Here is a 21,638-nt window from a genome sequence, read left to right as displayed (position 1 = left end):
AGTCAACATGGCTGATTACAAACATCCCCTGCGCGTGGGCGTGGGCGGCCCGGTAGGGTCGGGCAAAACCGCGCTGCTGGAAGCGCTTTGCAAGGCAATGCGCGACACCTACCATCTGGCGGTGGTGACCAACGATATCTACACCAAAGAGGATCAGCGCATCCTCACCGAAGCGGGCGCGCTGGAGCCGGAGCGCATCGTGGGCGTGGAGACGGGCGGCTGCCCGCATACCGCCATCCGCGAAGATGCCTCGATGAACCTGGCGGCGGTGGAAGCACTCAGCGAGAAGTTCGGCAATCTGGATCTGATCTTCGTGGAAAGCGGCGGGGACAACCTGAGCGCGACGTTCAGCCCGGAGCTGGCGGATCTGACCATTTACGTGATCGACGTGGCCGAAGGGGAAAAAATCCCGCGCAAGGGCGGGCCGGGGATCACTAAATCCGATTTTCTGGTGATCAACAAAACCGATCTCGCGCCGTACGTGGGGGCGTCGCTGGAGGTGATGGAGCGCGATACCAACCGCATGCGCGGCGAGCGTCCGTGGACGTTTACCAATCTTAAAGCGGGTGACGGCCTGGCAACGATTATTGCGTTTCTGGAAGAGAAAGGGATGCTGCGGGTGTAGTCGTAAATGGCCCTCTCCCCGGTGGGGAGAGGGCCAGGATAAGGGGGTTACGCCTCCGGCAGTTCCGCCAGCGGCCAGCGCGGACGCACGGACACGCTCAGGTCGGACGTTGCACCCGCATTGAGGCGCACCATCCCGGCGTAGGCGATCATCGCCCCGTTATCGGTACAGAATTCCGGACGGGCATAGAACACTTCCCCGCGACGCTTTTGCATCATCTCGGCGAGCTTCGCGCGCAGCGTGCGGTTGGCACTCACGCCGCCCGCCATCACCAGGCGCTTAAAGCCGGTCTGATCCAGCGCGCGCTTGCACTTGATCATCAGCGTATCCACCACCGCGTCTTCAAACGCGCGGGCGATATCGGCGCGGGTCTGCTCGCTGTCATCGTTATTGCGGATGGTATTCGCCGCGAAGGTTTTCAGCCCGGAGAAGCTGAAGTCCAGCCCTGGACGGTCGGTCATCGGACGCGGGAAGACAAAGCGCCCTTCCGTTCCCTGCGACGCCATTTTTGACAGCATTGGGCCGCCAGGGTAATCCAGACCCAGCAGCTTGGCGGTTTTGTCGAAAGCTTCACCAGCGGCGTCGTCGATCGACTCGCCCAGCAGCTCGTACTTGCCAATGCCCGTTACGCTAATCAGCTGCGTATGCCCACCCGAGACCAGCAGCGCCACAAACGGGAATTCAGGCGGATTCTCTTCCAGCATCGGCGCCAGAAGATGCCCTTCCATATGGTGAACCGGGATTGCCGGCACATCCCACGCAAACGCCAGAGAACGGCCAACCGTCGCGCCAACCAGCAGCGCGCCGACCAGGCCAGGCCCCGCGGTATAGGCCACGGCGTCAATATCGGTTGAGCTTAATCCGGCCTCTTTCAGCGCCGCCTGAATCAGGGGAACCGTTTTACGCACGTGATCACGAGAGGCCAGTTCAGGTACGACGCCGCCGTAGTCAGCGTGCAATTTCACCTGACTATACAGCTGGTTGGCCAGAAGCCCTTTTTCGTCGTCGTAAATGGCGATGCCGGTTTCATCGCAGGATGTTTCAATACCCAGTACACGCATGACTTGTTTTACCTCGTTTCAATACCGCGCAGTGTAGAGCCTGGGCGGGTTGATGTAAAACTTTGTTCGCCCCAGGAAGAAGGCTCGTGTATACTCCTCACCCTTATTAAAGTCCCTTTCAAAATCGCATCGGTGCTTTACAAAGCAGCAGCATTTGCAGTAAAATTCCGCACCATTTTGAAATAAGCTGGCGTTGATGCCAGCGGCAAACCGAATTTATTAAAGGTGAGAGTTACATGCCGGTAATTAAAGTACGTGAAAACGAGCCGTTCGACGTAGCACTGCGTCGCTTCAAACGTTCATGCGAGAAAGCAGGTGTTCTGGCTGAAGTTCGTCGTCGTGAGTTTTATGAAAAACCAACGACCGAACGTAAGCGCGCTAAAGCTTCCGCTGTGAAACGTCACGCGAAGAAACTGGCTCGCGAAAACGCACGCCGTACTCGTCTGTACTAATCTCTTGAGGGTCAACGCCCTCAATTGACAGACAGAGTAGTAGTCGTAAGGCCGTGCTTCCGGAAGGAATGCGCGGCTTGTTTTCGTTTATAAGTCGCTTAAATTTTTGGGGCATATGGCCGGAAGAATCCCACGCGTTTTCATCAATGACCTGCTCGCCAGAACCGACATCGTCGATCTCATCGACGCGCGGGTAAAGCTGAAAAAGCAGGGCAAGAACTACCATGCGTGCTGTCCGTTCCATAACGAAAAAACCCCCTCCTTCACCGTAAACGGTGAAAAGCAGTTTTACCATTGCTTCGGCTGTGGCGCACACGGTAATGCCGTCGATTTTTTGATGAACTACGACAAGCTCGAGTTCGTTGAAACCGTCGAAGAGCTGGCGGCGATGCATAACCTTGAAGTGCCTTATGAAGCAGGCAGTGGGCCAAGTCAGATCGAGCGCCATCAGCGGCAAACGCTGTATCAACTGATGGATGGCCTGAATTCGTTTTACCAACAGTCTCTTAAGCACTCTGCGGCTGAGCCTGCGCGTCAGTATCTGAACAAGCGCGGACTGAGCGACGATGTAATTGCGCGTTTCGCTATTGGTTACGCCCCGCCCGGCTGGGACAACGTGTTAAAGCGTTTTGGCGGCAATAGCGAAGATCGTAAATCTCTCATCGACGCAGGCATGCTGGTCACCAACGACCAGGGACGAAGCTACGACCGCTTCCGTGAACGGGTGATGTTCCCGATCCGCGACAAGCGTGGCCGGGTAATTGGTTTTGGTGGTCGCGTGCTGGGTGACGCCCTGCCGAAATACCTCAACTCTCCGGAAACCGATATTTTCCATAAGGGCCGCCAGCTTTACGGTCTTTATGAGGCGCAGCAGGACAACGCGGAACCTCCGCGTCTGCTGGTCGTCGAAGGCTATATGGACGTCGTTGCGCTGGCGCAGTACGACATTAACTACGCCGTTGCGTCGCTAGGTACGTCCACCACCGCCGATCATATTCAACTGCTGTTCAGGGTGACCAACAACGTCATCTGCTGTTACGACGGTGACCGGGCCGGACGCGACGCCGCCTGGCGAGCGCTGGAAACCGCGCTGCCGTATATGACCGACGGGCGTCAGCTACGCTTTATGTTCCTGCCCGACGGTGAAGACCCGGATACGCTGGTGCGTAAAGAGGGCAAAGCGGCATTTGAAGCGCGGATGGAGCAGGCACAGCCGCTCTCCACGTTTCTGTTTAACAGCCTGATGCCGCAGGTTGATTTGAGTACCCCTGACGGGCGCGCGCAGCTCAGTACGCTGGCGCTGCCGTTAATCAGCCAGGTGCCTGGCGAAACGCTGCGCATCTACCTGCGTCAGGAGTTAGGCAACAAGCTTGGCATTCTGGATGATAGCCAGCTTGAACGTTTAATGCCTAAACAGGCTGAAAACGGCACGGTTCGCCCCGCGCCTCAGCTAAAACGCACAACCATGCGTATACTGATAGGGTTGCTGGTACAAAACCCCGAGCTTGCTCCGCAAGTGCCGTCGCTGGCGGGTTTGAACCATGAAAAGTTGCCCGGACTTGGCTTATTTTCAGAACTGGTCAACACTTGTTTGTCTCAGCCAGGTCTGACCACCGGACAACTTTTAGAGCATTATCGCGGCACAAAAGAGGCCGCTACCCTTGAAAAACTGTCGATGTGGGACGATATAGCAGATAAGGATATTGCAGAAAAAACGTTCACCGACTCGCTCAACCATATGTTTGATTCGATGCTTGAGCTGCGCCAGGAAGAGTTGATAGCTCGCGAGCGCACGCACGGCTTAAGCAGCGAAGAACGCCGAGAGCTCTGGATGATTAACCAGGAACTGGCGAAGAAATAAAAAATTTAACGGCTTAAGTGCCGAATATCGATCGGGAAGCCCCCGGCAGCCGCACTGAGAGGCAGCGGCAAAAATATAAGTACGCCCTCGCTTTAAAGGTTGGCAGCCCCATCGCCGACACCAATCAAACGAATTAAGTGTGGATACCGTCTTATGGAGCAAAACCCGCAGTCACAGCTGAAACTTCTTGTCCAACGCGGTAAGGAGCAAGGCTATCTGACCTATGCCGAGGTCAATGACCATCTGCCGGAAGATATCGTCGATTCAGATCAAATCGAAGACATCATCCAAATGATCAATGACATGGGCATTCAGGTGATGGAAGAAGCACCGGATGCCGATGATCTGTTGCTGGCTGAAACCTCCAACAACACTGACGAAGATGCGGAAGAAGCTGCTGCACAGGTACTGTCCAGCGTGGAATCTGAAATCGGGCGTACCACTGACCCGGTCCGCATGTACATGCGCGAAATGGGTACCGTTGAACTGTTGACCCGCGAAGGCGAAATTGACATCGCAAAACGCATCGAAGACGGGATCAACCAGGTTCAGTGCTCTGTTGCTGAGTACCCGGAAGCGATCACCTATCTGCTGGAGCAGTACGATCGCGTTGAAGCGGAAGAAGCGCGCCTGTCCGATCTGATCACCGGTTTTGTCGACCCGAACGCTGAAGAAGATATGGCGCCTACCGCCACTCACGTCGGTTCTGAGCTGTCTCAGGAAGAGATGGATGACGACGAAGACGAAGATGAGGAAGAAGACGACGACAGCGCGGATGATGACAACAGCATCGACCCGGAACTGGCGCGTGAGAAGTTTGCCGAGCTGCGCACCCAGTACGAAGTAACGCGTGACACCATCAAAGCGAAAGGCCGCAGCCATGCCGCCGCTCAGGAAGAGATCCTGAAGCTGTCTGAAGTGTTCAAACAGTTCCGCCTGGTGCCAAAACAGTTCGACTACCTGGTTAACAGCATGCGCGTGATGATGGATCGCGTACGCACCCAGGAACGCATCATCATGAAGCTGTGCGTTGAGCAGTGCAAAATGCCGAAGAAGAACTTCATCACCCTCTTCACCGGCAACGAAACCAGCGAAACCTGGTTCAACGCGGCTATCGCGATGAACAAGCCGTGGTCTGAAAAACTTCACGATGTGAAGGACGATGTCTATCGCGGTCTGCAGAAGCTGCAGCAGATTGAAGAAGAGACCGGCCTGACCATCGAGCAGGTCAAAGACATCAACCGTCGTATGTCCATCGGTGAAGCGAAAGCCCGCCGTGCGAAGAAAGAGATGGTTGAAGCGAACTTGCGTCTGGTTATCTCTATCGCCAAGAAATACACCAACCGCGGTCTGCAGTTCCTGGATCTGATTCAGGAAGGCAACATCGGTCTGATGAAAGCGGTAGATAAGTTTGAATACCGTCGTGGTTACAAGTTCTCCACTTACGCAACATGGTGGATCCGTCAGGCGATTACCCGCTCTATCGCAGACCAGGCGCGCACCATCCGTATTCCGGTGCATATGATTGAGACCATCAACAAGCTCAACCGTATCTCCCGCCAGATGCTGCAGGAGATGGGCCGCGAGCCGACGCCGGAAGAGCTGGCCGAGCGCATGCTGATGCCGGAAGACAAGATCCGTAAAGTGCTGAAGATCGCCAAAGAGCCAATCTCCATGGAAACGCCAATCGGTGATGATGAAGATTCGCATCTGGGTGATTTCATCGAGGATACCACCCTCGAGCTGCCGCTGGACTCTGCCACCACCGAGAGCCTGCGTGCTGCCACGCACGACGTCCTGGCTGGCCTGACCGCCCGTGAAGCAAAAGTGCTGCGTATGCGTTTCGGTATCGACATGAATACCGACCACACGCTGGAAGAAGTGGGTAAACAGTTCGACGTGACCCGCGAACGTATCCGTCAGATCGAAGCGAAGGCGCTGCGTAAGCTGCGTCATCCAAGCCGCTCTGAAGTGCTGCGTAGCTTCCTGGACGACTAATCCAGGTAAACAGCAAAAAGCTCCCAATCGGGAGCTTTTTTTTTGTTTATTCCCTATCCCTGTGGGAGAGGGCCAGGGTGAGGGTATCAGGCCGCAGAGGAGCTAAAGCCCCCGCACCATCAGCGCCTCATCAAGCTCCCGATACGCCTCCACCAGCTTATCCAGCGTCGCCCTGTTGAGCCCGCTCGGATTCGGCAGCACCCACACCTGCGTCACGCCGATGCTTATATTCTGCTTACCCCACTTAGCCCCGCGCTGGCTAAACGCCTGCTCGTAGGCCTGCTTACCGAGGATCGCCAGCGCGGCGGGCTGATAGTCTTCAATTTTCTTAACCAGCTCCCGCCCGCCGCTGCGCAGTTCATGCAGGTTGACCTCGCTCGCCTGCACCGTAGGCCGCTCGACCAGCATGGTGATCCCGCAGCGCGTATCCAGCAGATGCTGCTCCTCTTCCGGCTTGAGTAACCTGTCGGTAAACCCGGCCTGGTAGATCACCTTCCAGAAGCGATTTCCCGGATGGGCAAAGTGAAAACCGGTGTGCGCCGAGGACTTGCCCGGGTTGATACCGCAAAACACCACCCGCAGGCCTGGTGCAAGAATATCGTTGATCATCTTTACTCCCGATCGATACATCGTTAGAGAAGTATAAAGGATTGATTATGCGTTGTTTATAAAAACAGCAAGCAGGAGTGAATGGCTGGATTGCTGCGGGGAGTTACTTTATAATTCACCGCCACGGCCCCTTAGCTCAGTGGTTAGAGCAGGCGACTCATAATCGCTTGGTCGCTGGTTCAAGTCCAGCAGGGGCCACCAAATTTTAGCTTTAGAATCATCCATTTAAGCCACTCTCGCGAGTGGCTTTTTTGTTTACGTTATCGCCATTGGCAGCAAAATGGCAGCAGATTTTTTTATAGTGCCATTAAAAAACCCGCCGAAGCGGGTTTCTTTAGAAGTTCATATGTCCTTGGCCGCCAGCTGTTGGATGCGGCGGGGCCTGATTTATTAGGTTTGGAGCGGCGATATAACGTACAACCGTTTCATGCGTTACAAAAGTGGTGCCGCAGTTTATATTCTGGCACTGACAGTAACGTTCCTTTGTCTGTTCAGATACCCGAAAGCTGCTCCGAGTATGTGCCGCGTGTCCACATTTCGGGCAATTCATCATTTCCGTTCTCTCCGCTCCAGCCCCTTTCAATCACACAATGATACACCAACTTCCATTTTGTGAACAAATTCATTCCATTTCTAAATAATCTATTTTCATTTCAAGCTCAAGGCTGGTAACAAAGCCGTTATCCGAGCCGATAGTGTGGGTCAGCGTGGTTAACCGGACCTATGCAAACAGGGCTAACGCTGAGCGTGCTGCAAAAATGCAGTGGGAACGGCTGCAGCGCGGGGTGGCTTCATTCTCGCTGCAGCTCGCAGAAGGCCGGGCCGATCTCTATACGGAAATGCCGGTAAAGGTCAGCGGCTTTAAACAGCCAATAGATGATGCGGAATGGACCATAAGTACCAGCACGTTTTCGTCCGTTCCCACCAGGTAGTCCCCCTGCTTTGCCTCCGGCTCCTTTGGTTTTGCGGTTTTCTTCCGGCGGCGGCGCTTAACTTTCGTCACTTCTTTTTTCTTTGGCTCCCGGGTGTGCAGCCAGCTGGCAATTACCCCGGTATAAGCGCCACGGTCTGCCAGAGTAAAGCGGTGCCCGTCACCGTCCTTTCGGGTGATGGTCACTACCGGCAACGGCTTCTGCCCTGGCTGCGCATAAATCGTGATCGGCGCGTGCGTCTCAAAGTGCATCACTGCGGGTGCGCGGTCAGTCTTCGCGGGCTGGCTCTGTTGATATGCCATGGCGGGAAGGCTGAACGGATGCAGGGGCGCAGCTTCTGCAGGTGCCGCCGCCATGCCCAGGGTTCCGGCCACAACCGAAGCCAGCGCCGCCGTGCGCCGCCTGGCGCGTACCTACCGCGCCGCGGTACATCATAGTTCACCGATTGCGGTGAAGCGCAACATCCTGACCAGTACTTTTATCCCGCATCCACTGCTTAGCCAGCAGGCATTCAGCCGATTTGTGCAAGATTATCTGGTATTCGGTAACGCCTACCTGGAGAAGCGTACTAACCGCCTCGGCGGCATTCTGTCACTGGAGCCATCACTGGCGAAATATACCCGCCGTGGCCTGGATCTTGATACTTACTGGTTTGTGCAGTATGGGATGACAACACAGCCGTATGAGTTCACTAAGGGCAGCATTTTTCACCTGATGGAACCAGATTTAAACCAGGGAATTTATGGCCTACCGGAATACCTGTCCGCCATACCTTCCGCCCTGTTGAATGAGTCCGCGACTTTATTCCGGCGAAAATATTACATCAACGGCAGCCATGCAGGCTTTATCATGTACATGACCGACGCTGCGCAGAACCAAGAGGACGTAAATAACATCCGCCAGGCCATGAAAAGCGCCAAAGGACCAGGTAATTTCCGCAACCTATTTATGTACTCTCCGAACGGGAAAAAAGACGGGATTCAAATTATCCCGCTGTCAGAGGTCGCTGCGAAGGATGAGTTTCTGAATATCAAAAATGTTAGCCGTGATGATATGTTGGCAGCGCACCGGGTTCCGCCACAAATGATGGGTATTATGCCCAACAATATTGGGGGGTTTGGGGATATCGAAAAGGCTAGCCATGTTTTTGTTCGCAACGAATTGATTCCATTACAAAAAAGAATAACTGAGTTTAATGAATGGATAGAGGACGAAATTATCACTTTTTCACCCTATATACTAGATGTGAAAAACTGATAATCAATGCTAACCTATCGAATTATACCCTGAGTAATTTCAGGGTTCATCTTCATCTTTAGGCATCCAACAAAGAAAATCTAATGTAAGTTTTCTTGTTTGAATCTCGTTTTCCATTGAAAATTCATGAGGCATTAATGCATAATCCATCAAAGCCGCATCATGTAGGCAATTCCCTGTGGCCTGCATCATATTTAGCTTTTCATCTTGTTTATTGATATCACTTATAATCAATTCTAGTTCTTTTGAAATTGCCTCTCCTTGATCTTCAGTACAAGTTTGACTTAGTAATGCAGTCAAAGTTACGTCATATTCAGATGCATCTTCTTCGTCCATAGGATAAACGAAAGCATAAACATCTAAAATTTCATTATAATACTTAATCAAAAAATTCTGTAAAGGATGACCTTCAGGATTTTTTATGTACTTATCAAAGAGCGACCGATTAAATCCATCAGGCAGAGGTCTTCTAGCATAGTAGTTTACTAACCATGACAATAGGATGCTTTTATTATTTTCAATGTTGAACTCGTTCAAATAAAGCTGTTCTTTGAGCTTCAACCTTTCCAATTCTGTAATAAAAAATTGTTTTGATAAAAGACTAACCTCTTCTTTCTTTAAGACGTAATCATCGCTATCTTTCAAGAAAATTTTATGGACATTCCTAGCATACTCAATAGATTTTGCCCCGCGACGATCTTTTGATTTGGCCTTTCTGAAAACAAGCACTTCAATATAATCAAAGGAATTGCTAGCTATATCGCAATCTTGGCTGATTATTAAAAGAAAATCCTCTTTCTTGGCAACCTTACCACGAAAAGACTCTGTCGCACGGTGTTGCGACAGAGATGCAATGAAGTCAGCGTCACAAAATTCTAGCGACATAAACTTGAACTGCCTGACCCCTAAATCAATCAAAATGCTCATCATTAACCTCTAATTATTTATTACTTATTATTGATGTTAATTTTTGATCATAAATAGTCGCAGCTCTAGCGGTATTCATGCTTGATAGCTTGGAAGAAACAATTTTACATACTTCGATAAGTTTTTCAAATTCAAAAGGTTCCGTAGTTAAATGTTTCAATAAAGTCTTACCCTCTACAGAAACGGATTTCAATCCTTTTGAAACATTATACCCTCTTTCTTCCACAGCTTTTGCTAAGTGAAAAAGATTCTGGTAATCACTGACATCAACTTTAGATGAACAAGAAATATGGTTATAAATAGTAGCTCTCGAGACACCAACTATAACAGCGACATTTGAAGTTGATAATCCAAAAGTCTTTTTGATTTTTTCAACCATATCTGAAACGACATAACAATCCAAATCGTTAGCAGAATCAACTATAAACGTTTGAATTAGAGAAAAATAGTCGCCATGAAGCATACGCTTTATGTCGCCGGGAGCGTAATTCTCAATAAATGTTAATGCATGCCTGTCGCTATACTGATGACGTAATATTCTATCCAGACTCATGTTTTTGAAAAAACGTTTTCTGCCAACTGGGTTATCATTTTCAGTTGTATATGCGTGTAAATAAAGCTCTTCTCTATTTATATTACCGTGTGCAGCATCAATATTCTTCCCAGCAAACGGACTTAAGTAGCCATTATTAAAATCATTAAAAGAAATTGCTGACATATGCCCTCCTTACTCTTCTGAATATTCCCAAACCATGTTACACACATCTTTATTTATCATTTCTTTAAAAGCATTTCCACAATTTAAGTGAGAATCACTAAACAATTGTTGCGCACTCATTTCTTCAAGAACTTTGCCTACATGTAGCTGAGCCGCCTGAGTGGTCAATATAATATATGGCTCAGAGCTTTCTTTTTTTGGTTCATGTGTTATAGAAATTGGCATCACAAATTTAGATTCAGGCTCCATCATAGCATCAGGAAGGAGGCGTCTTATACGCTGAGGTAACTGTTCTAATGAAACATAGACTCTATGTGTTGCATCAATGATCTCATTTAATTCTGTCTTTGCTACAGCGAATATATTCTTTCTTTGACCGAAAGAAGACATTGGTAAAGCATTTTCTCCGTATTTGAAAAAATCACATAATTGATATTCACCCACGGGAACAATCACATCTACGTAAGCTAAAATAGCTTCATTAATAGCAGCTTTTCCATAAGCAGGAACTGATTTAATGAAGGCTTTCAATACTGAATCAAAATCATCCATAAAATAATCGTATTTTATGTAAGAAGTCGTCCTTAATTCAATTGAATCAGAATCAAAAATAATAACTTTAGTACTATCTATATTTAAAAAAGCGGTCCTCTTTACTTGATTGAAAGGTGCACCGCTATCCAGACTTGGATTTAATGCTGCAAAATCCAATTCATGAACAGTAGATATTTCCTTGTTAATGAAACCAAGCATAGTTAAACTTTGCTGCAGTTCAGCCATCTGTTCTGACTTTAAGTCAGCCAAAGCACTGGTTGTAATTCTCCCTACAACATATGATAGGGGTGCCTGTATGTATCTTCCACTCATTCATCATGCCTCATCTGGTTAGACACTTTTTTAGACATAATATAGCTTATAAGTTCCGTTCGTCCTAAATATTATGTTCATCTTGAAGGTAATACTACATATAGAATTTTTTCTTAAAAAAAACACAACCTATAGATTTTTGCTTGTGCGCGCGCTCGTATCCCCGCCACGCCTGCCCGCTTTATGTAGTGGTTTTCATGCAGGTGCATGACGGGCCGGGAAGCGCGCCAGTTCTGGCGGCTCCGACCAGTTGCGATCCTATTTGGATCATGCGAATCCATGCACCATAGACATGCACAGCACCGTCATGCCGCTTAATGCCGTGCGGGAGGGAGTTTCCCAGGGTGCAACATTACTAATGCGTGCTTTCATCTTGCCTCACTCCATACTCATTCAGCCTGGTAACCAGGTCGCTCGTCAGCTCCGAAAGCCACGAAATCGCAACCTCCTTGTCGTCATCGCTACAATCTGAGCTGGCGACCAACCGGGCCATAAGTTCTATCCGCTGCAGTGCAAGTGACTCCATGAACAAATCGTTCACAACTCCCTCCCAATATTACTGTTTATACATACAGTACATCATATGATTTTAAAGCTGAAATAGTTTTTTACTCAGCTAACTCTTTGATTAATAGATATGCCATTTCTCTGAGCCGTCAGTACCACTGACGCCATTTGTCATCCTCCTGTAGGCGCTGGTTCCGGTAGAACAGGCGCAGCCCGGCTCCAGATGGCAGGCTGCCGCCACGCAGAAGCAAATCCACTTCCGTTTCACTGGCGTCAAAGCCTCTGGACAGCAACTCCGCATCGAGTTGTAGCCGTTGGTGTTCAGTAATTTCTTGTTTGTAGCCTTTTCGGCGCTTCGGTTTAACCAGCCGCAGCCTTGCCGTCAGCTCGCGCAGTTCCTTTTTGCTCATGTTTTCGAAGTCCGGCAGCGCTGCAGGTTCTTCGCTGCCCGGTAGTTGGCCCCCTGTCTGGTACGTTTTTTCAACAGGGGGACAGTTATTGCCACGAGTCCAAGGGGCGCAAGCGCCCTGGTCGGCTTCCGCCTCCTGAACGTCAACGGCCTTGCGAACCTTTTTCCACTTCACCGCGTGCGTGCAAATCTTGCCCTCTGCAATCGGGGACCAGATACCATAGATACGGATACCGTGATCGCCGTAGGCGCTCGGTTCGTCGTTATGCTCATAAGCTGTGCGGACAAGGTGATGTTTGCGGGGAACCAGCACACCGCCCTGCTTCATGATGTAGGTGGCAAAGCAGCCCGCATCAGCTGCCACCAGCACCGCATCCAGACGTGGGTTATCCAGTACTGGTGCGCCCGCTTTGCGTTCACCCTGCACTCTCGCCGCCTGACCAGCCAGCAAGCGCAGCTCTCGGTATGCCTGACGCCCCGGAATACCAAAGAAACGGAACTGCTGGACACGATGCAGTGACGCCCAGGCGCTGACATGCTCGGCGCTGTCGCGCAGTGATCTGCCGGTTTCTTTGCTGATTTCTTTAGCCAGCCCCCGCCCGTCAATGTTCTTGCTGATGTATTTGGCAATGTAGCTGGTCGGCGTGCCCTTGCGCGGGTTGATTAGCTCGGACTTGAAGCGCGGCCCCGTATTGGTGCCCAACTCCTCGCGGTCTTCACGGATGGCAAACTTGCGCAGCATCGCAGTGATGGAACGGCGGTCTTTTTTGCGCATGAAGCACAGAAGATGCCAGTGCACGGTGCCGTCATGGTGCGGCTCTGCCACGCGGACGCCATACCAGCGCAGCCCGGCCTTGTGCATGGCCTTGCGGAAAGCGGCGAATGTATCAACCAGATAGTCACTGCTCTGCCTGACAGTGGCACTGGTCCACTTCGGATTAGGTCTGCCATTGTTAAGGGTTGCGTGGAAGCGTGACGGGCAGGTGATGGTATAAAACACCGCACAGTCTCCGCGCATTTCCGCGATCAGCTCCAGCCCCTTAACACAGGCCATCATTTCATTACGGCGGTGTGCCGGGTTGCTGTTGTTGGCGTTCACCACGTCTTCCATGTCCAGCGTATCGCCGTCTTCATTGATCAGCTCATGCGAGCGGAAGAACTCCAGCGATTTGCGGCGCTGCTCGCGTTTGTGGATCACGGCTTCATAGCTGACATACGGGGACGCTTTTTTGTTGACTAGACAGACAGCGCGCAGCTGTTCTTCCCGCCATTCACACCGCATCTGCCATAGCTTGCGATACCACCAGTTTGCGCAAAGCATACGGGCAAGCGAGCCCGGAATAAGCTCGTATGGGACCGGCTTACGGCGGTGCTTTTTACGGCGCAGCTGCTCGAAAGCAGGCGGGATAACATCAAGGCGCATGGCCTCAGCGGCCACCCTTTCCCATGACCGGCGGATCTCTTCCGGCGTAACGTCTTCATCCGTAAACAGCTCACCGCAGGCAGCATCCAGACACATACTTATGTGTGCCGCCACCAGGGTAGATAACCGCTTGACCTGCTCCTGGTTCATTTCCGGCAGAATCAGCAGGCCCTCCAGCCCGTCGTGGCTCGCCATAAAACGGAATGACGCAGAAATCTGGCTGGTACGCACGCGCTCCAGGCGTTCAAGGCACGGCCTGATGGTTTCACGCAGATAGCGGGAATAAGCCTTCGGCTTGCCCAGGCCCTCGAAATATTTAATCCGTTCAAGCAGCGGCTTACTGATGTGCGCCGGTTGGGCGCTCACGTCAGCAACGATGACCAGATCGGGATTGAATTGCTGCTGCTCGCGGGCCATTTTGGCGCTGCTTATCAGCTGATCCTGCTGCATTTCTCGCTGAACAGGATCACGGGATTCATTGTAGAAATAGCGTTCCCAGACCTCATTACTCAGGGCCTCGCGGCGCAGCTGCTCCTGCTCGTTATCCGCAGCATAGTGAGTAATCAGGTTTGAAAGCGCAGAAACCGGCGCTACTTCCGCCGGGTCCATGTAGGGGTTAATCGCCTTTTTAGGTACATTCCAGGCAAAAGCAGCGGCGGAATCTTCTGCACCGCCGTGCTTTTCAACTTCGTGATGACTCACGCGCGCACCTCATGCACGACCGAGTAATCAGGGCCGCCAGCTGGATCAAAGCCAGCCCATACTTTCGGTTTGAGTACAGCAATCAGTTCGTCTGCGGTTTTCCCTTCGCCTGCAGCAATACCAATGCTGCGTTTTACGTTAATGCGGTTATGAGTGAAATTGCGATACAGGGAACGGGTCAGGAAAGTGTCGCTGTTCGAAACGATGATCAGATGGCCTTCTAATGCACGGCGCTCGAGAATAGAGGCCAGATGATACTGATCGTCCTCAGTAAAACCGGCAGTGTGATAGCCACTGAAAGTACCGTCATAAGGCGGATCGCAATAAATAACATCCCCAGGCACTAACAATGCCAAAGTTTCGTCATAGCTGGCGCAAATGAACGTGGCGCGGGTAGCTTTTTCAGCAAAAGCGCGTATTTCATTTTCAGGGAATACGGTTTTTTATAATTACCGTAAGGGACGTTAAACTCACCCTTTTTGTTATAACGGCAAAGACCACGGTAACAGTGGCGATTTAAGAATAAAACAGCGGCGCGCGCCATTCAGGGTCTTTATCGTGATTGAAAGAATCCCGGCTATCATAATAACCATCTTCATTATTGAATGTTTTAAACAGATGTTTAGCACGCTCAATAAAATCTGATGCGTTTGTTGCTATCTCCCGATATAGATTTATTAAATCAGGGTTAATATCCGCGACAAGATAATTGGGATAGTCTGTCGCCATCATCACAGCGCAGGAACCCGCGAAAGGTTCAACCAGTCGCGGGCCAGCAGGAAGGTGCTTAATCAATTCGGGCATGACATCAGTTTTATTGCCCGCCCATTTCAGGATGGTGCTCATACAGCACCTCCGTTGTAGTGTTTGCCTTTAAGCTCTGCGATTTCCTGACAGGTAACGCAGAGATCACAGCCCGGCACGGCGGCCCGGCGTTCTTCTGGAATGACAATTCCGCAGCTTTCACACTCCAGTGAAGAATCCCCAACCTTTCGGCTGCGGGCATTGTGGATATGGCGCTGCAGCTGTTCTTCAACACGCTGCTGTACGAGGTCCATAGAGTCAGCCATCAGTGCAGCTCCTGAGATTCGTTTTCGTAGCGGGTTGCTTCGCGGCGCAACAGTTCAGCCGCTTCAATACCGTTTAACCCTCTGTAGGTGATATGGGTTGCCAGCGCCTCAAGGCGGATTGAAACAGCGAGTGCGCGGCCTTTGCGCTCCTCACGTTTGGCAATATCGATCACCGCCATAAGCTGGTCGTTTTCTGGCAAAACCATTTTTGGTAATTCTTTCTGCATTTCTCTTTCTCCTGAATTTGGGCAAAAGAATGCCCGGCGGGTTTACGCCATTAATTTCTGTTGTGGGTTAATTCGGCATGGTTAGCCGTTTGGGAAATAAGCTCACCACTGCACGAAAATGATTCATTGCTTTAACCAGTTCCCGCTTTTCGTCAGTAGTCAGATCACTAATATTGACGCCGTGACGTTCTGCCGGAATTTTTGCCATAAAGAATATTGCTGCCAGTGCCCGCTCATTTTGTTTATGGTTTATATCGCGGCGGTCACGCATATCTTTAATAAACCTTTCAAGCTCTGGCTCGATATTCAGACCAAACACATTTGCCCTTAATTCCGCTATTCGGTTCAGCCCTTCCATACGTTGACCCGGGCTTAATGGAACAGTCGCTGCAGCGCCTTCAATAGCCATGGTTTCCCCCGTTTGGTTGTGGTCAGCCCTGCCAGCAGTTCATCCTGAGAGCGGGACGGGTGCCAGCGCTTGCCATCTTTCCCAATAATCCAGCCATGGCCGCAGTGCATACCCTGGCTTTGTTTAACTAAAAGCGATGCGAATGACGGTTTATTAGTCAACATAATCACCTCAGATGATGCCGAACGAAGCGCCAAGGCCCGTTACGGTGTCCACCGCACTTGCCATAGCGGGGTTGGCCTGCAAGCGGGCCTGCATGGAAACGGCAGCTAGTGCCATCAGACGAGTTACTGAATTGATGCTGCTGATCACGTCACGGCGTCCGGCGGTTGTTTTCACATCACCAGTAACGGCACCGGCGGCAACGCGCCCGATCTCAGCGGTGGCGCTCATGACGTAGTGCGGCAATTTCTCTTTTGCCACTTCGTTCAGTGGCACGCATGGCAGGCAATGAATTTGAGCCAGGAAACCATCAACCAGCGTGGAGTCCTCAGTGATATCCGTCAGCAGCCAGATTTCAGGTGGCGTAAGCTGATGCGGTTGCTCCGGGTTCAGCTTGTTGCGCAGTGTCTGGACGTTCATTCCCGCACGCTGTGCCAGCTTCGCCATGTTGTGACGCAAAGCGAAAGCCCTGCAAGCTTGATCAAAATGTGGATGCTGAGAAATGCGATAATCAAACATATTAAATCCTTACAATTCTCACCGTGAATTAAGAACCAATGACAAGTTGAAAACGGGAATGCCCAAGAGCTTTTCTCAGTTGCTCCTCTTTCCAGCGAGCGTAATAAATACGGATTGGCCCTCCGGCTTTTTTGCATCCCTTGCGGATTTTACGTGGCTCGATGGGAACGCAAGGATTGTCCCCTGTTGTCCAGCGATAAGCTGTACGCACAGAAATACCCTCCAGTTCCGCAAAGTGCTGCAAAGTGACTATTGCTGCAGGTATTTTTAAGATGGTGATTTCAGAAGCCATAAAGTTACTTTTCCTTATGCAAACGATTCAGGGTTCATCTGCAGCATGTTTGGAAACGACGTAAACAAACATGTGGTTAATCCCTAACTATCCCAAAATGGAACTATCAGGCTTGTATTGAGATTTCACAGCCTAGAGCTGCTTCCATCGTCAATGCGAACATGTTGATTTCGATAAGGCTGTTGACACCTGATTTTTTGCGTATTGGCAGACGATTTTCACGGATCATTTGGCGCACATATCCGGGCTTGTAACCCGTACGGCGGCAGAATTCATCCAGTGTGATGAAAGGCTCAGATACAACCAGATTGATACTTGGACGCATTGAAAAATTACGATTCATGATGCAAAATCCCAAAGTTTATGAGCTGAACCCACTATTCAGCACTTTTAGACACTATACAAAACATCTTGAATCGAGATGTTAGGATCACAAAAAAAACCATGTCAACACAAAAATTAACGAAACAAGATGATTTTTCTTCGATTCGGGATGCCATCGCTAATAACAGGGGTGGCAGAGAAGTGATAGAGCGCATTTTGAAGGCGTATGGCTTCAGCACGAGGATTTCTCTTTGCAAGCAACTGGGCGTATCACAGAGCACCATGGCAAATAGATATTCACGAGATACATTTCCAGCTGATTGGGTGATCGTTTGTCATCTCGAAACGGGAGCATCTTTGCAGTGGCTCAGTACTGGACAGGGAGCTGTGCATGCAAGTAACGAAGAAAAGCAGACTGTTTCTATAAAACACATCGATATCACAAATGGGATTATTAATCCCAAAAGTGACGTCTTCATAGATAAGGCCTTATTACCCGAAGGACTAAATGCACCATTTTTACTAACGTTGGACAAAACATTCTTTCTTGCAGACTCGTACGACGGAGAACTAGTTGACGGTTACTGGTTCATTGAAATCGATAGAATTTCAAGTGTAAGAGAAGTTTATAGATTTCCCGGCGGACGAGTAAGGATCGAAAATGGAAAAGCATCGTTTGAATGCAATGCTTCGGATGTAAAAGTTTTAGGTAAAATTATTACGAAAACTGAATTCATTATTTAAGGGACTACAATGTCAAAAAAAACAACCGAAAATAAAGAAACAGACAATAATCTGCCAACAGAGCAGGAGAACATCAGTCAACCCAAATGCTTCATAATAATGCCCATTGCTGACATGCCTGGGTATGAAACACGCCACTTTGATCGTGTGTATAATCACATAATTAAACCCGCCTGCATTAAGGCAGGTTTTGAACCAGTAAGGGCCGATGACGTCACAAATTCTAATTTTATCGTTTTAGATATATTACGAAAAATCGTGGAGTATGATATTGCGATATGTGATCTAAGTGGCCGCAACCCTAACGCAATGTATGAGTTAGGACTTAGACAAGCATTTAACAAAAAGACCGTGCTTATCAAGGATGAAAAGACAACTAACCCATTTGATGTGCAGGCTTTTAGACATGTAGAATATGATAGCTCATTACGTATCGATAATGCTTATGCCAATATAAACTCCATTACAAAAGCATTAACTTCAACCTTCCAAGCCGATAATGACGAAGTGAATTCAATTGTGCAACTGTTAAAAATACAACCTGCTAGCGTCGGTGAAAAAACTGTTTTGAGTACACAGGACACTCTGATTTTTGAAGCCATTCAAGAAATTAGCAAAAAAATTGACAGTTCAATGAGGACTGAAAACAGCATTACCAATAATTCCTCTAACAGCGCAAATGGAAGTGAATACGACTGGCGATTCTATAGACAACTACAAAGATACGGCGTTGAACAATTATTAGAATTAGAATATAGAGATCAGAATAATAATAATTTAGGCAAGTTCAAAGGTGAAGCAACAGTTGACGGGAAAAGGGTTTATGTTTTTGTTAATAAAAACAAACACACTCACATCCCCACAGATTCCTCTCAAGTATATGACTTGACGGAAGATATACCTTTCTAGAGATAATTCGTGATGGCAGTTGCTAAATTAAGTAATGGAAAGTGGCAGGCGCAAGTTTTCCCAAACGGCCGCGATGGTAAACGCATCCGGCGCCAGTTTGCCACTAAGGGCGAGGCCATGGCATTCGAGCGCCATGTAAAGGAACAAGCCCAGGATAAGCCTTGGCTGGGTGAGAAGACAGACAAACGCCGTGCTCGGGATTTGGTTACAGCTTGGTATAACGCACATGGTGTAACGCTTGCTGATGGTGAAAAGCGTAAAGGTGCAATGGAGTTTGCCTGTCTCGCTATGGGCGACCCCCTCGCAACTGAATTCAACGCCAAATTATTCTCAACGTATAGAGAACAGCGGTTAAGCGGAAAAATAACCCGCTCAGATCGCGTCAAGTCCGTGACCCCTCGCACGGTAAACCTTGAACTGGCTTACTTTCGGGCTATGTTCAACGAGCTGAAAAGACTTGATGACTGGACAGCACCAAACCCTCTCGAAAACATCAGAGAGTTTAAGATCGCAGAAGTTGAGCTGGCTTGGCTTACAGTTGAGGAAGTGACACGCTTGCTTAAAGAGTGCGAGAAAAGCAAAGCAGAGGATTTAGCCACGATTGTTAAAATCTGCCTTGCGACCGGCGCAAGATGGGGAGAGGCGGAGAACTTAACTGGCAAACAGATAAGTCCTGGCAAAATCACCTACATCAAAACCAAGGGCAAGAAAAACCGCGCCGTACCAATAAGTGATGAGGTTTACGAAATACTCCCCAAAGTAAGATCGTCAAAACCAGTCTTTACTAGGTGCTATTCGGCGTTTCGTGGAGCAGTTAAGCGAGCTGGAATCGAACTACCCGATGGGCAACTGTCACACGTACTACGGCATACATTTGCAAGCCACTTTATGATGCGTGGGGGCAACATTCTTGTACTTCAGCGCATCCTTGGACACACTGATATCAAAGTCAAAGTAACAATGCGCTATGCACATTTTGCTCCCGACCATCTGACAGAAGCAGTTGAGTTGAATCCTTTAAATCTTATTTAATTAAATAAAGGGCGATTCTAACGCCCTTTTTTATCAATCATTCAAAATAAATCTTTTTCAAAGTCGCTACTATTAGAGAATCCCGGCCTTATTTTCTCAATTATCCCTTCACATTCCGCAGGTTCATTCTGAAGAGCTTTCAAAGCCTTACTCTTTATTTCTGGAATATTATTAAACTTACCTTTCATCATTCCTTCCGCCCCATATGCCCCCCAAACCCCTGCATCACACACATGCATAATTAATTCAAAACATTCTGTTTCATTCATTATAACCGCAATGTCTTTATCATAAACACTGGCACTTCTAGCGAAGGAGTTAGCCTCATCAAATGTTGATGACCCTGCTTTTTCAAAAATATTATTAATTAATTCAGCTCTAGCCCATTCTTTGTTTTTAACTATTTTCATTAATAACGGACTAAACTTATATTTATTCAAGACATCATAAACATTATCCTTGAAAAACTTATCCACTACAGCCTTTTCTAATGAAAGAATGCTTCTTACTATTTGGACGGGATGTCTCAAATATGTATGCTGATCTGCCGTTTTTGTAGTTGATATTATACTTTCAAACATTTTATTTATTCTTAAATAAACTATATCATCTAAACATTTTATAAGGTTTCCATTTGTTGAAATACATTCCATTAGCAGTTGGGTTTTAGTTTCATCTGAACTGCACGCTTCTAAAACCTGTTTTTTTATTTGTTCAAGAACATCAGTATTTAATGGATTACTCGACAACCCAAGAAGGTATCGTTTAGCATTAACTTGTATCTGTTCGTTTGGATTATCAAGAGATTCGAGTAGTTTTTTTAATAGATAGGAATAACCATCATGATGAAGATTCTTTACACCTTCATTTACTACCGTAGCATGATCTTGTATATTTGTAGTAGGAAATAAATATATATTTGTTAATTTTGATAAAATTTGATCTGCAACTTGAGTTGTTGAAAGAACTGGTTTTGAAAGGAATCTACTAATTGTTTCTGAAAAGACATATCTTGCTTCTTCAGCTGTTGGTTTATGACCTGAAGGGTGCGCTGCTTTGTTTCTTAGGGTTTTCAGTACTGTTAGGAAGTCGGCATCTATTTCAGTAATAATTCTTTCAGCTTTTAAACGATTTAGTAAATCATTTTCATAAACTTTTTGCTCCTCCCTTTTTTTGTTTATTTCGGTAAATATGGCTCTAGCCGCTTTATTTGTTGATGCCATTCCATCTAGTTTTTTTAATAAATCTTCAAATATGGCAATGAAAGATAATACAACACATGCTCGATGGGCCCCTGTCATGTAACAAGTTAGTGCTTCGCGCATATACTCCTTGAGCTCCACATCAACAATATCACTTATAAGCTCTTCCATGTCCCTCAAACTTGACATACTAACTCCTTATTTGAACCTTACAAAAATTTCATCATATCATACAAAGTACTGTACACTTAATCGGCAAACCTCAATGCAGCCTTGATCCTACGCATAATGTGATCACTGCCTCAGCAAAAAAATTCACCTCTAATATGAACGTTCGACGTTGGCAGCAAAATGGCAGCAGAACTATCCACTATGCTTTCATATTCCCCACTATTCAACA

22 protein-coding genes, 1 tRNA gene and 4 pseudogenes are annotated in these 21,638 nt (G+C 48.4%); 9 read left to right on the top strand and 18 right to left on the bottom strand.

Going from position 1 to position 21,638, the window contains the following annotated elements; genetic code table 11:
* The first annotated feature begins 7 nt into the window (after positions 1 to 7).
* Entirely contained in the window at positions 8 to 625 is a 618-nt protein-coding gene (gene ureG / locus OSH03_RS10780; protein WP_014071813.1) for an urease accessory protein UreG, read from the top strand.
* A 47-nt stretch (positions 626 to 672) separates the two neighbouring features.
* On the opposite strand, the gene tsaD is transcribed toward ureG, so the two are convergent.
* Entirely contained in the window at positions 673 to 1,686 is a 1,014-nt protein-coding gene (tsaD, locus tag OSH03_RS10775; RefSeq protein ID WP_024906472.1) for a tRNA (adenosine(37)-N6)-threonylcarbamoyltransferase complex transferase subunit TsaD, read from the bottom strand.
* 236 nt (positions 1,687 to 1,922) lie between these two features.
* Here tsaD and rpsU point away from each other — a divergent pair, with 236 nt between their 5' ends.
* The 3 genes from rpsU (at position 1,923) to rpoD (ending at position 5,997) form a co-directional block, all read left to right on the top strand.
* Complete coding sequence (gene rpsU / locus OSH03_RS10770) at positions 1,923 to 2,138, top strand: 30S ribosomal protein S21 (protein ID WP_001144069.1); 216 nt, start codon at positions 1,923 to 1,925, stop codon at positions 2,136 to 2,138.
* 115 nt (positions 2,139 to 2,253) lie between these two features.
* On the top strand, positions 2,254 to 3,999 hold the full coding sequence (gene dnaG, locus OSH03_RS10765) for a DNA primase (RefSeq protein WP_003862574.1): 1,746 nt from the start codon (positions 2,254 to 2,256) through the stop codon (positions 3,997 to 3,999).
* Between the two features lie 153 nt (positions 4,000 to 4,152).
* A complete protein-coding gene (gene rpoD, locus OSH03_RS10760) occupies positions 4,153 to 5,997 on the top strand; it encodes an RNA polymerase sigma factor RpoD (protein ID WP_028014473.1) in 1,845 nt (614 codons plus the stop codon).
* Between the two features lie 102 nt (positions 5,998 to 6,099).
* Here the strand turns inward: rpoD and mug are convergent, their stop codons facing one another.
* Positions 6,100 to 6,606: a G/U mismatch-specific DNA glycosylase gene (mug, locus tag OSH03_RS10755; protein ID WP_151414041.1), complete on the bottom strand. Its 507-nt coding sequence runs from the start codon at positions 6,604 to 6,606 to the stop codon at positions 6,100 to 6,102.
* Between the two features lie 125 nt (positions 6,607 to 6,731).
* Between mug and OSH03_RS10750 the strand changes: the two genes are divergently transcribed.
* Positions 6,732 to 6,807: transfer RNA gene (locus tag OSH03_RS10750), tRNA-Ile, on the top strand.
* A gap of 133 nt (positions 6,808 to 6,940) precedes the next feature.
* Here OSH03_RS10750 and OSH03_RS10745 read toward each other — a convergent pair.
* The 3 genes and pseudogenes from OSH03_RS10745 to OSH03_RS22180 form a co-directional block, all read right to left on the bottom strand.
* Entirely contained in the window at positions 6,941 to 7,159 is a 219-nt protein-coding gene (locus tag OSH03_RS10745; protein ID WP_266179017.1) for an ogr/Delta-like zinc finger family protein, read from the bottom strand.
* 69 nt (positions 7,160 to 7,228) lie between these two features.
* Positions 7,229 to 7,324: pseudogene (locus tag OSH03_RS22185) on the bottom strand (late control protein D); the annotation flags it as partial.
* A gap of 170 nt (positions 7,325 to 7,494) precedes the next feature.
* Positions 7,495 to 7,738 (bottom strand): annotated as a pseudogene (locus tag OSH03_RS22180) (phage late control D family protein); the annotation flags it as partial.
* A 202-nt stretch (positions 7,739 to 7,940) separates the two neighbouring features.
* Here OSH03_RS22180 and OSH03_RS10730 point away from each other — a divergent pair.
* Positions 7,941 to 8,795 (top strand): annotated as a pseudogene (locus tag OSH03_RS10730) (phage portal protein); the annotation flags it as partial.
* Positions 8,796 to 8,834: 39 nt separating this feature from the next.
* On the opposite strand, the gene OSH03_RS10725 reads toward OSH03_RS10730, so the two are convergent.
* The 12 genes and pseudogenes from OSH03_RS10725 to OSH03_RS10665 form a co-directional block, all read right to left on the bottom strand.
* Positions 8,835 to 9,680, bottom strand: coding sequence for a hypothetical protein (locus OSH03_RS10725; RefSeq protein ID WP_266179016.1), 846 nt, complete (start codon positions 9,678 to 9,680; stop codon positions 8,835 to 8,837).
* Between the two features lie 55 nt (positions 9,681 to 9,735).
* On the bottom strand, positions 9,736 to 10,440 hold the full coding sequence (locus OSH03_RS10720) for a hypothetical protein (protein WP_266179015.1): 705 nt from the start codon (positions 10,438 to 10,440) through the stop codon (positions 9,736 to 9,738).
* A 9-nt stretch (positions 10,441 to 10,449) separates the two neighbouring features.
* Positions 10,450 to 11,307, bottom strand: coding sequence for a TIGR04255 family protein (locus OSH03_RS10715; protein ID WP_266179014.1), 858 nt, complete (start codon positions 11,305 to 11,307; stop codon positions 10,450 to 10,452).
* A 656-nt stretch (positions 11,308 to 11,963) separates the two neighbouring features.
* Positions 11,964 to 14,348 carry a replication endonuclease gene (locus OSH03_RS10705; RefSeq protein WP_266179013.1) on the bottom strand — a complete coding sequence of 795 codons (2,385 nt, stop codon included), beginning with the start codon at positions 14,346 to 14,348 and terminating at the stop codon, positions 11,964 to 11,966.
* Positions 14,345 to 15,194, bottom strand: a pseudogene (locus tag OSH03_RS10700) (DNA adenine methylase). Before OSH03_RS10700 ends, OSH03_RS10705 begins: the two are co-directional and overlap by 4 nt.
* Positions 15,191 to 15,418 (bottom strand): TraR/DksA family transcriptional regulator, encoded by a 228-nt coding sequence (locus tag OSH03_RS10695; RefSeq protein WP_266179012.1) that lies wholly within the window; start codon positions 15,416 to 15,418, stop codon positions 15,191 to 15,193. Before OSH03_RS10695 ends, OSH03_RS10700 begins: the two are co-directional and overlap by 4 nt.
* On the bottom strand, positions 15,418 to 15,624 hold the full coding sequence (locus OSH03_RS10690) for a DUF2732 family protein (protein ID WP_266179211.1): 207 nt from the start codon (positions 15,622 to 15,624) through the stop codon (positions 15,418 to 15,420). The genes OSH03_RS10695 and OSH03_RS10690 overlap by 1 nt, the downstream gene beginning before the upstream one ends.
* An 88-nt stretch (positions 15,625 to 15,712) precedes the next feature.
* Entirely contained in the window at positions 15,713 to 16,054 is a 342-nt protein-coding gene (locus OSH03_RS10685) for a DUF5347 family protein (protein ID WP_000963476.1), read from the bottom strand.
* On the bottom strand, positions 16,018 to 16,218 hold the full coding sequence (locus OSH03_RS10680) for a phage filamentation protein Fil family protein (protein ID WP_266179011.1): 201 nt from the start codon (positions 16,216 to 16,218) through the stop codon (positions 16,018 to 16,020). Before OSH03_RS10680 ends, OSH03_RS10685 begins: the two co-directional genes overlap by 37 nt.
* Before the next feature lie 7 nt (positions 16,219 to 16,225).
* Positions 16,226 to 16,735, bottom strand: coding sequence for a phage regulatory CII family protein (locus OSH03_RS10675; RefSeq protein WP_266179010.1), 510 nt, complete (start codon positions 16,733 to 16,735; stop codon positions 16,226 to 16,228).
* A gap of 28 nt (positions 16,736 to 16,763) precedes the next feature.
* Positions 16,764 to 17,027, bottom strand: a complete 264-nt coding sequence (locus OSH03_RS10670) for a hypothetical protein (RefSeq protein WP_266179009.1) — start codon at positions 17,025 to 17,027, stop codon at positions 16,764 to 16,766.
* A gap of 106 nt (positions 17,028 to 17,133) precedes the next feature.
* Complete coding sequence (locus OSH03_RS10665; protein ID WP_266179008.1) at positions 17,134 to 17,370, bottom strand: regulator; 237 nt, start codon at positions 17,368 to 17,370, stop codon at positions 17,134 to 17,136.
* Between the two features lie 101 nt (positions 17,371 to 17,471).
* On the opposite strand from OSH03_RS10665, the gene OSH03_RS10660 reads away from it, so the two are divergent.
* Genes OSH03_RS10660 through OSH03_RS10650 form a run of 3 tightly spaced genes read left to right on the top strand, consistent with a single transcriptional unit; the run spans position 17,472 to position 20,036 of the window.
* Complete coding sequence (locus tag OSH03_RS10660; RefSeq protein ID WP_266179007.1) at positions 17,472 to 18,095, top strand: phage repressor protein CI; 624 nt, start codon at positions 17,472 to 17,474, stop codon at positions 18,093 to 18,095.
* A 9-nt stretch (positions 18,096 to 18,104) separates the two neighbouring features.
* Entirely contained in the window at positions 18,105 to 19,004 is a 900-nt protein-coding gene (locus tag OSH03_RS10655) for a hypothetical protein (protein ID WP_266179006.1), read from the top strand.
* A gap of 12 nt (positions 19,005 to 19,016) precedes the next feature.
* Positions 19,017 to 20,036 carry a phage integrase gene (locus tag OSH03_RS10650; RefSeq protein ID WP_266179210.1) on the top strand — a complete coding sequence of 340 codons (1,020 nt, stop codon included), beginning with the start codon at positions 19,017 to 19,019 and terminating at the stop codon, positions 20,034 to 20,036.
* A gap of 41 nt (positions 20,037 to 20,077) precedes the next feature.
* Here OSH03_RS10650 and OSH03_RS10645 read toward each other — a convergent pair whose 3' ends face one another.
* On the bottom strand, positions 20,078 to 21,427 hold the full coding sequence (locus OSH03_RS10645; protein ID WP_266179005.1) for a DUF4145 domain-containing protein: 1,350 nt from the start codon (positions 21,425 to 21,427) through the stop codon (positions 20,078 to 20,080).
* Positions 21,428 to 21,638: the final 211 nt, after the last annotated feature.

It is taken from the genome of Enterobacter nematophilus (assembly GCF_026344075.1).
Lineage (GTDB): Bacteria > Pseudomonadota > Gammaproteobacteria > Enterobacterales > Enterobacteriaceae > Enterobacter > Enterobacter nematophilus.
The sequence above is the reverse complement of the archived record's forward strand: the minus strand, read 5'-3'. Positions and strand labels throughout refer to the sequence as shown.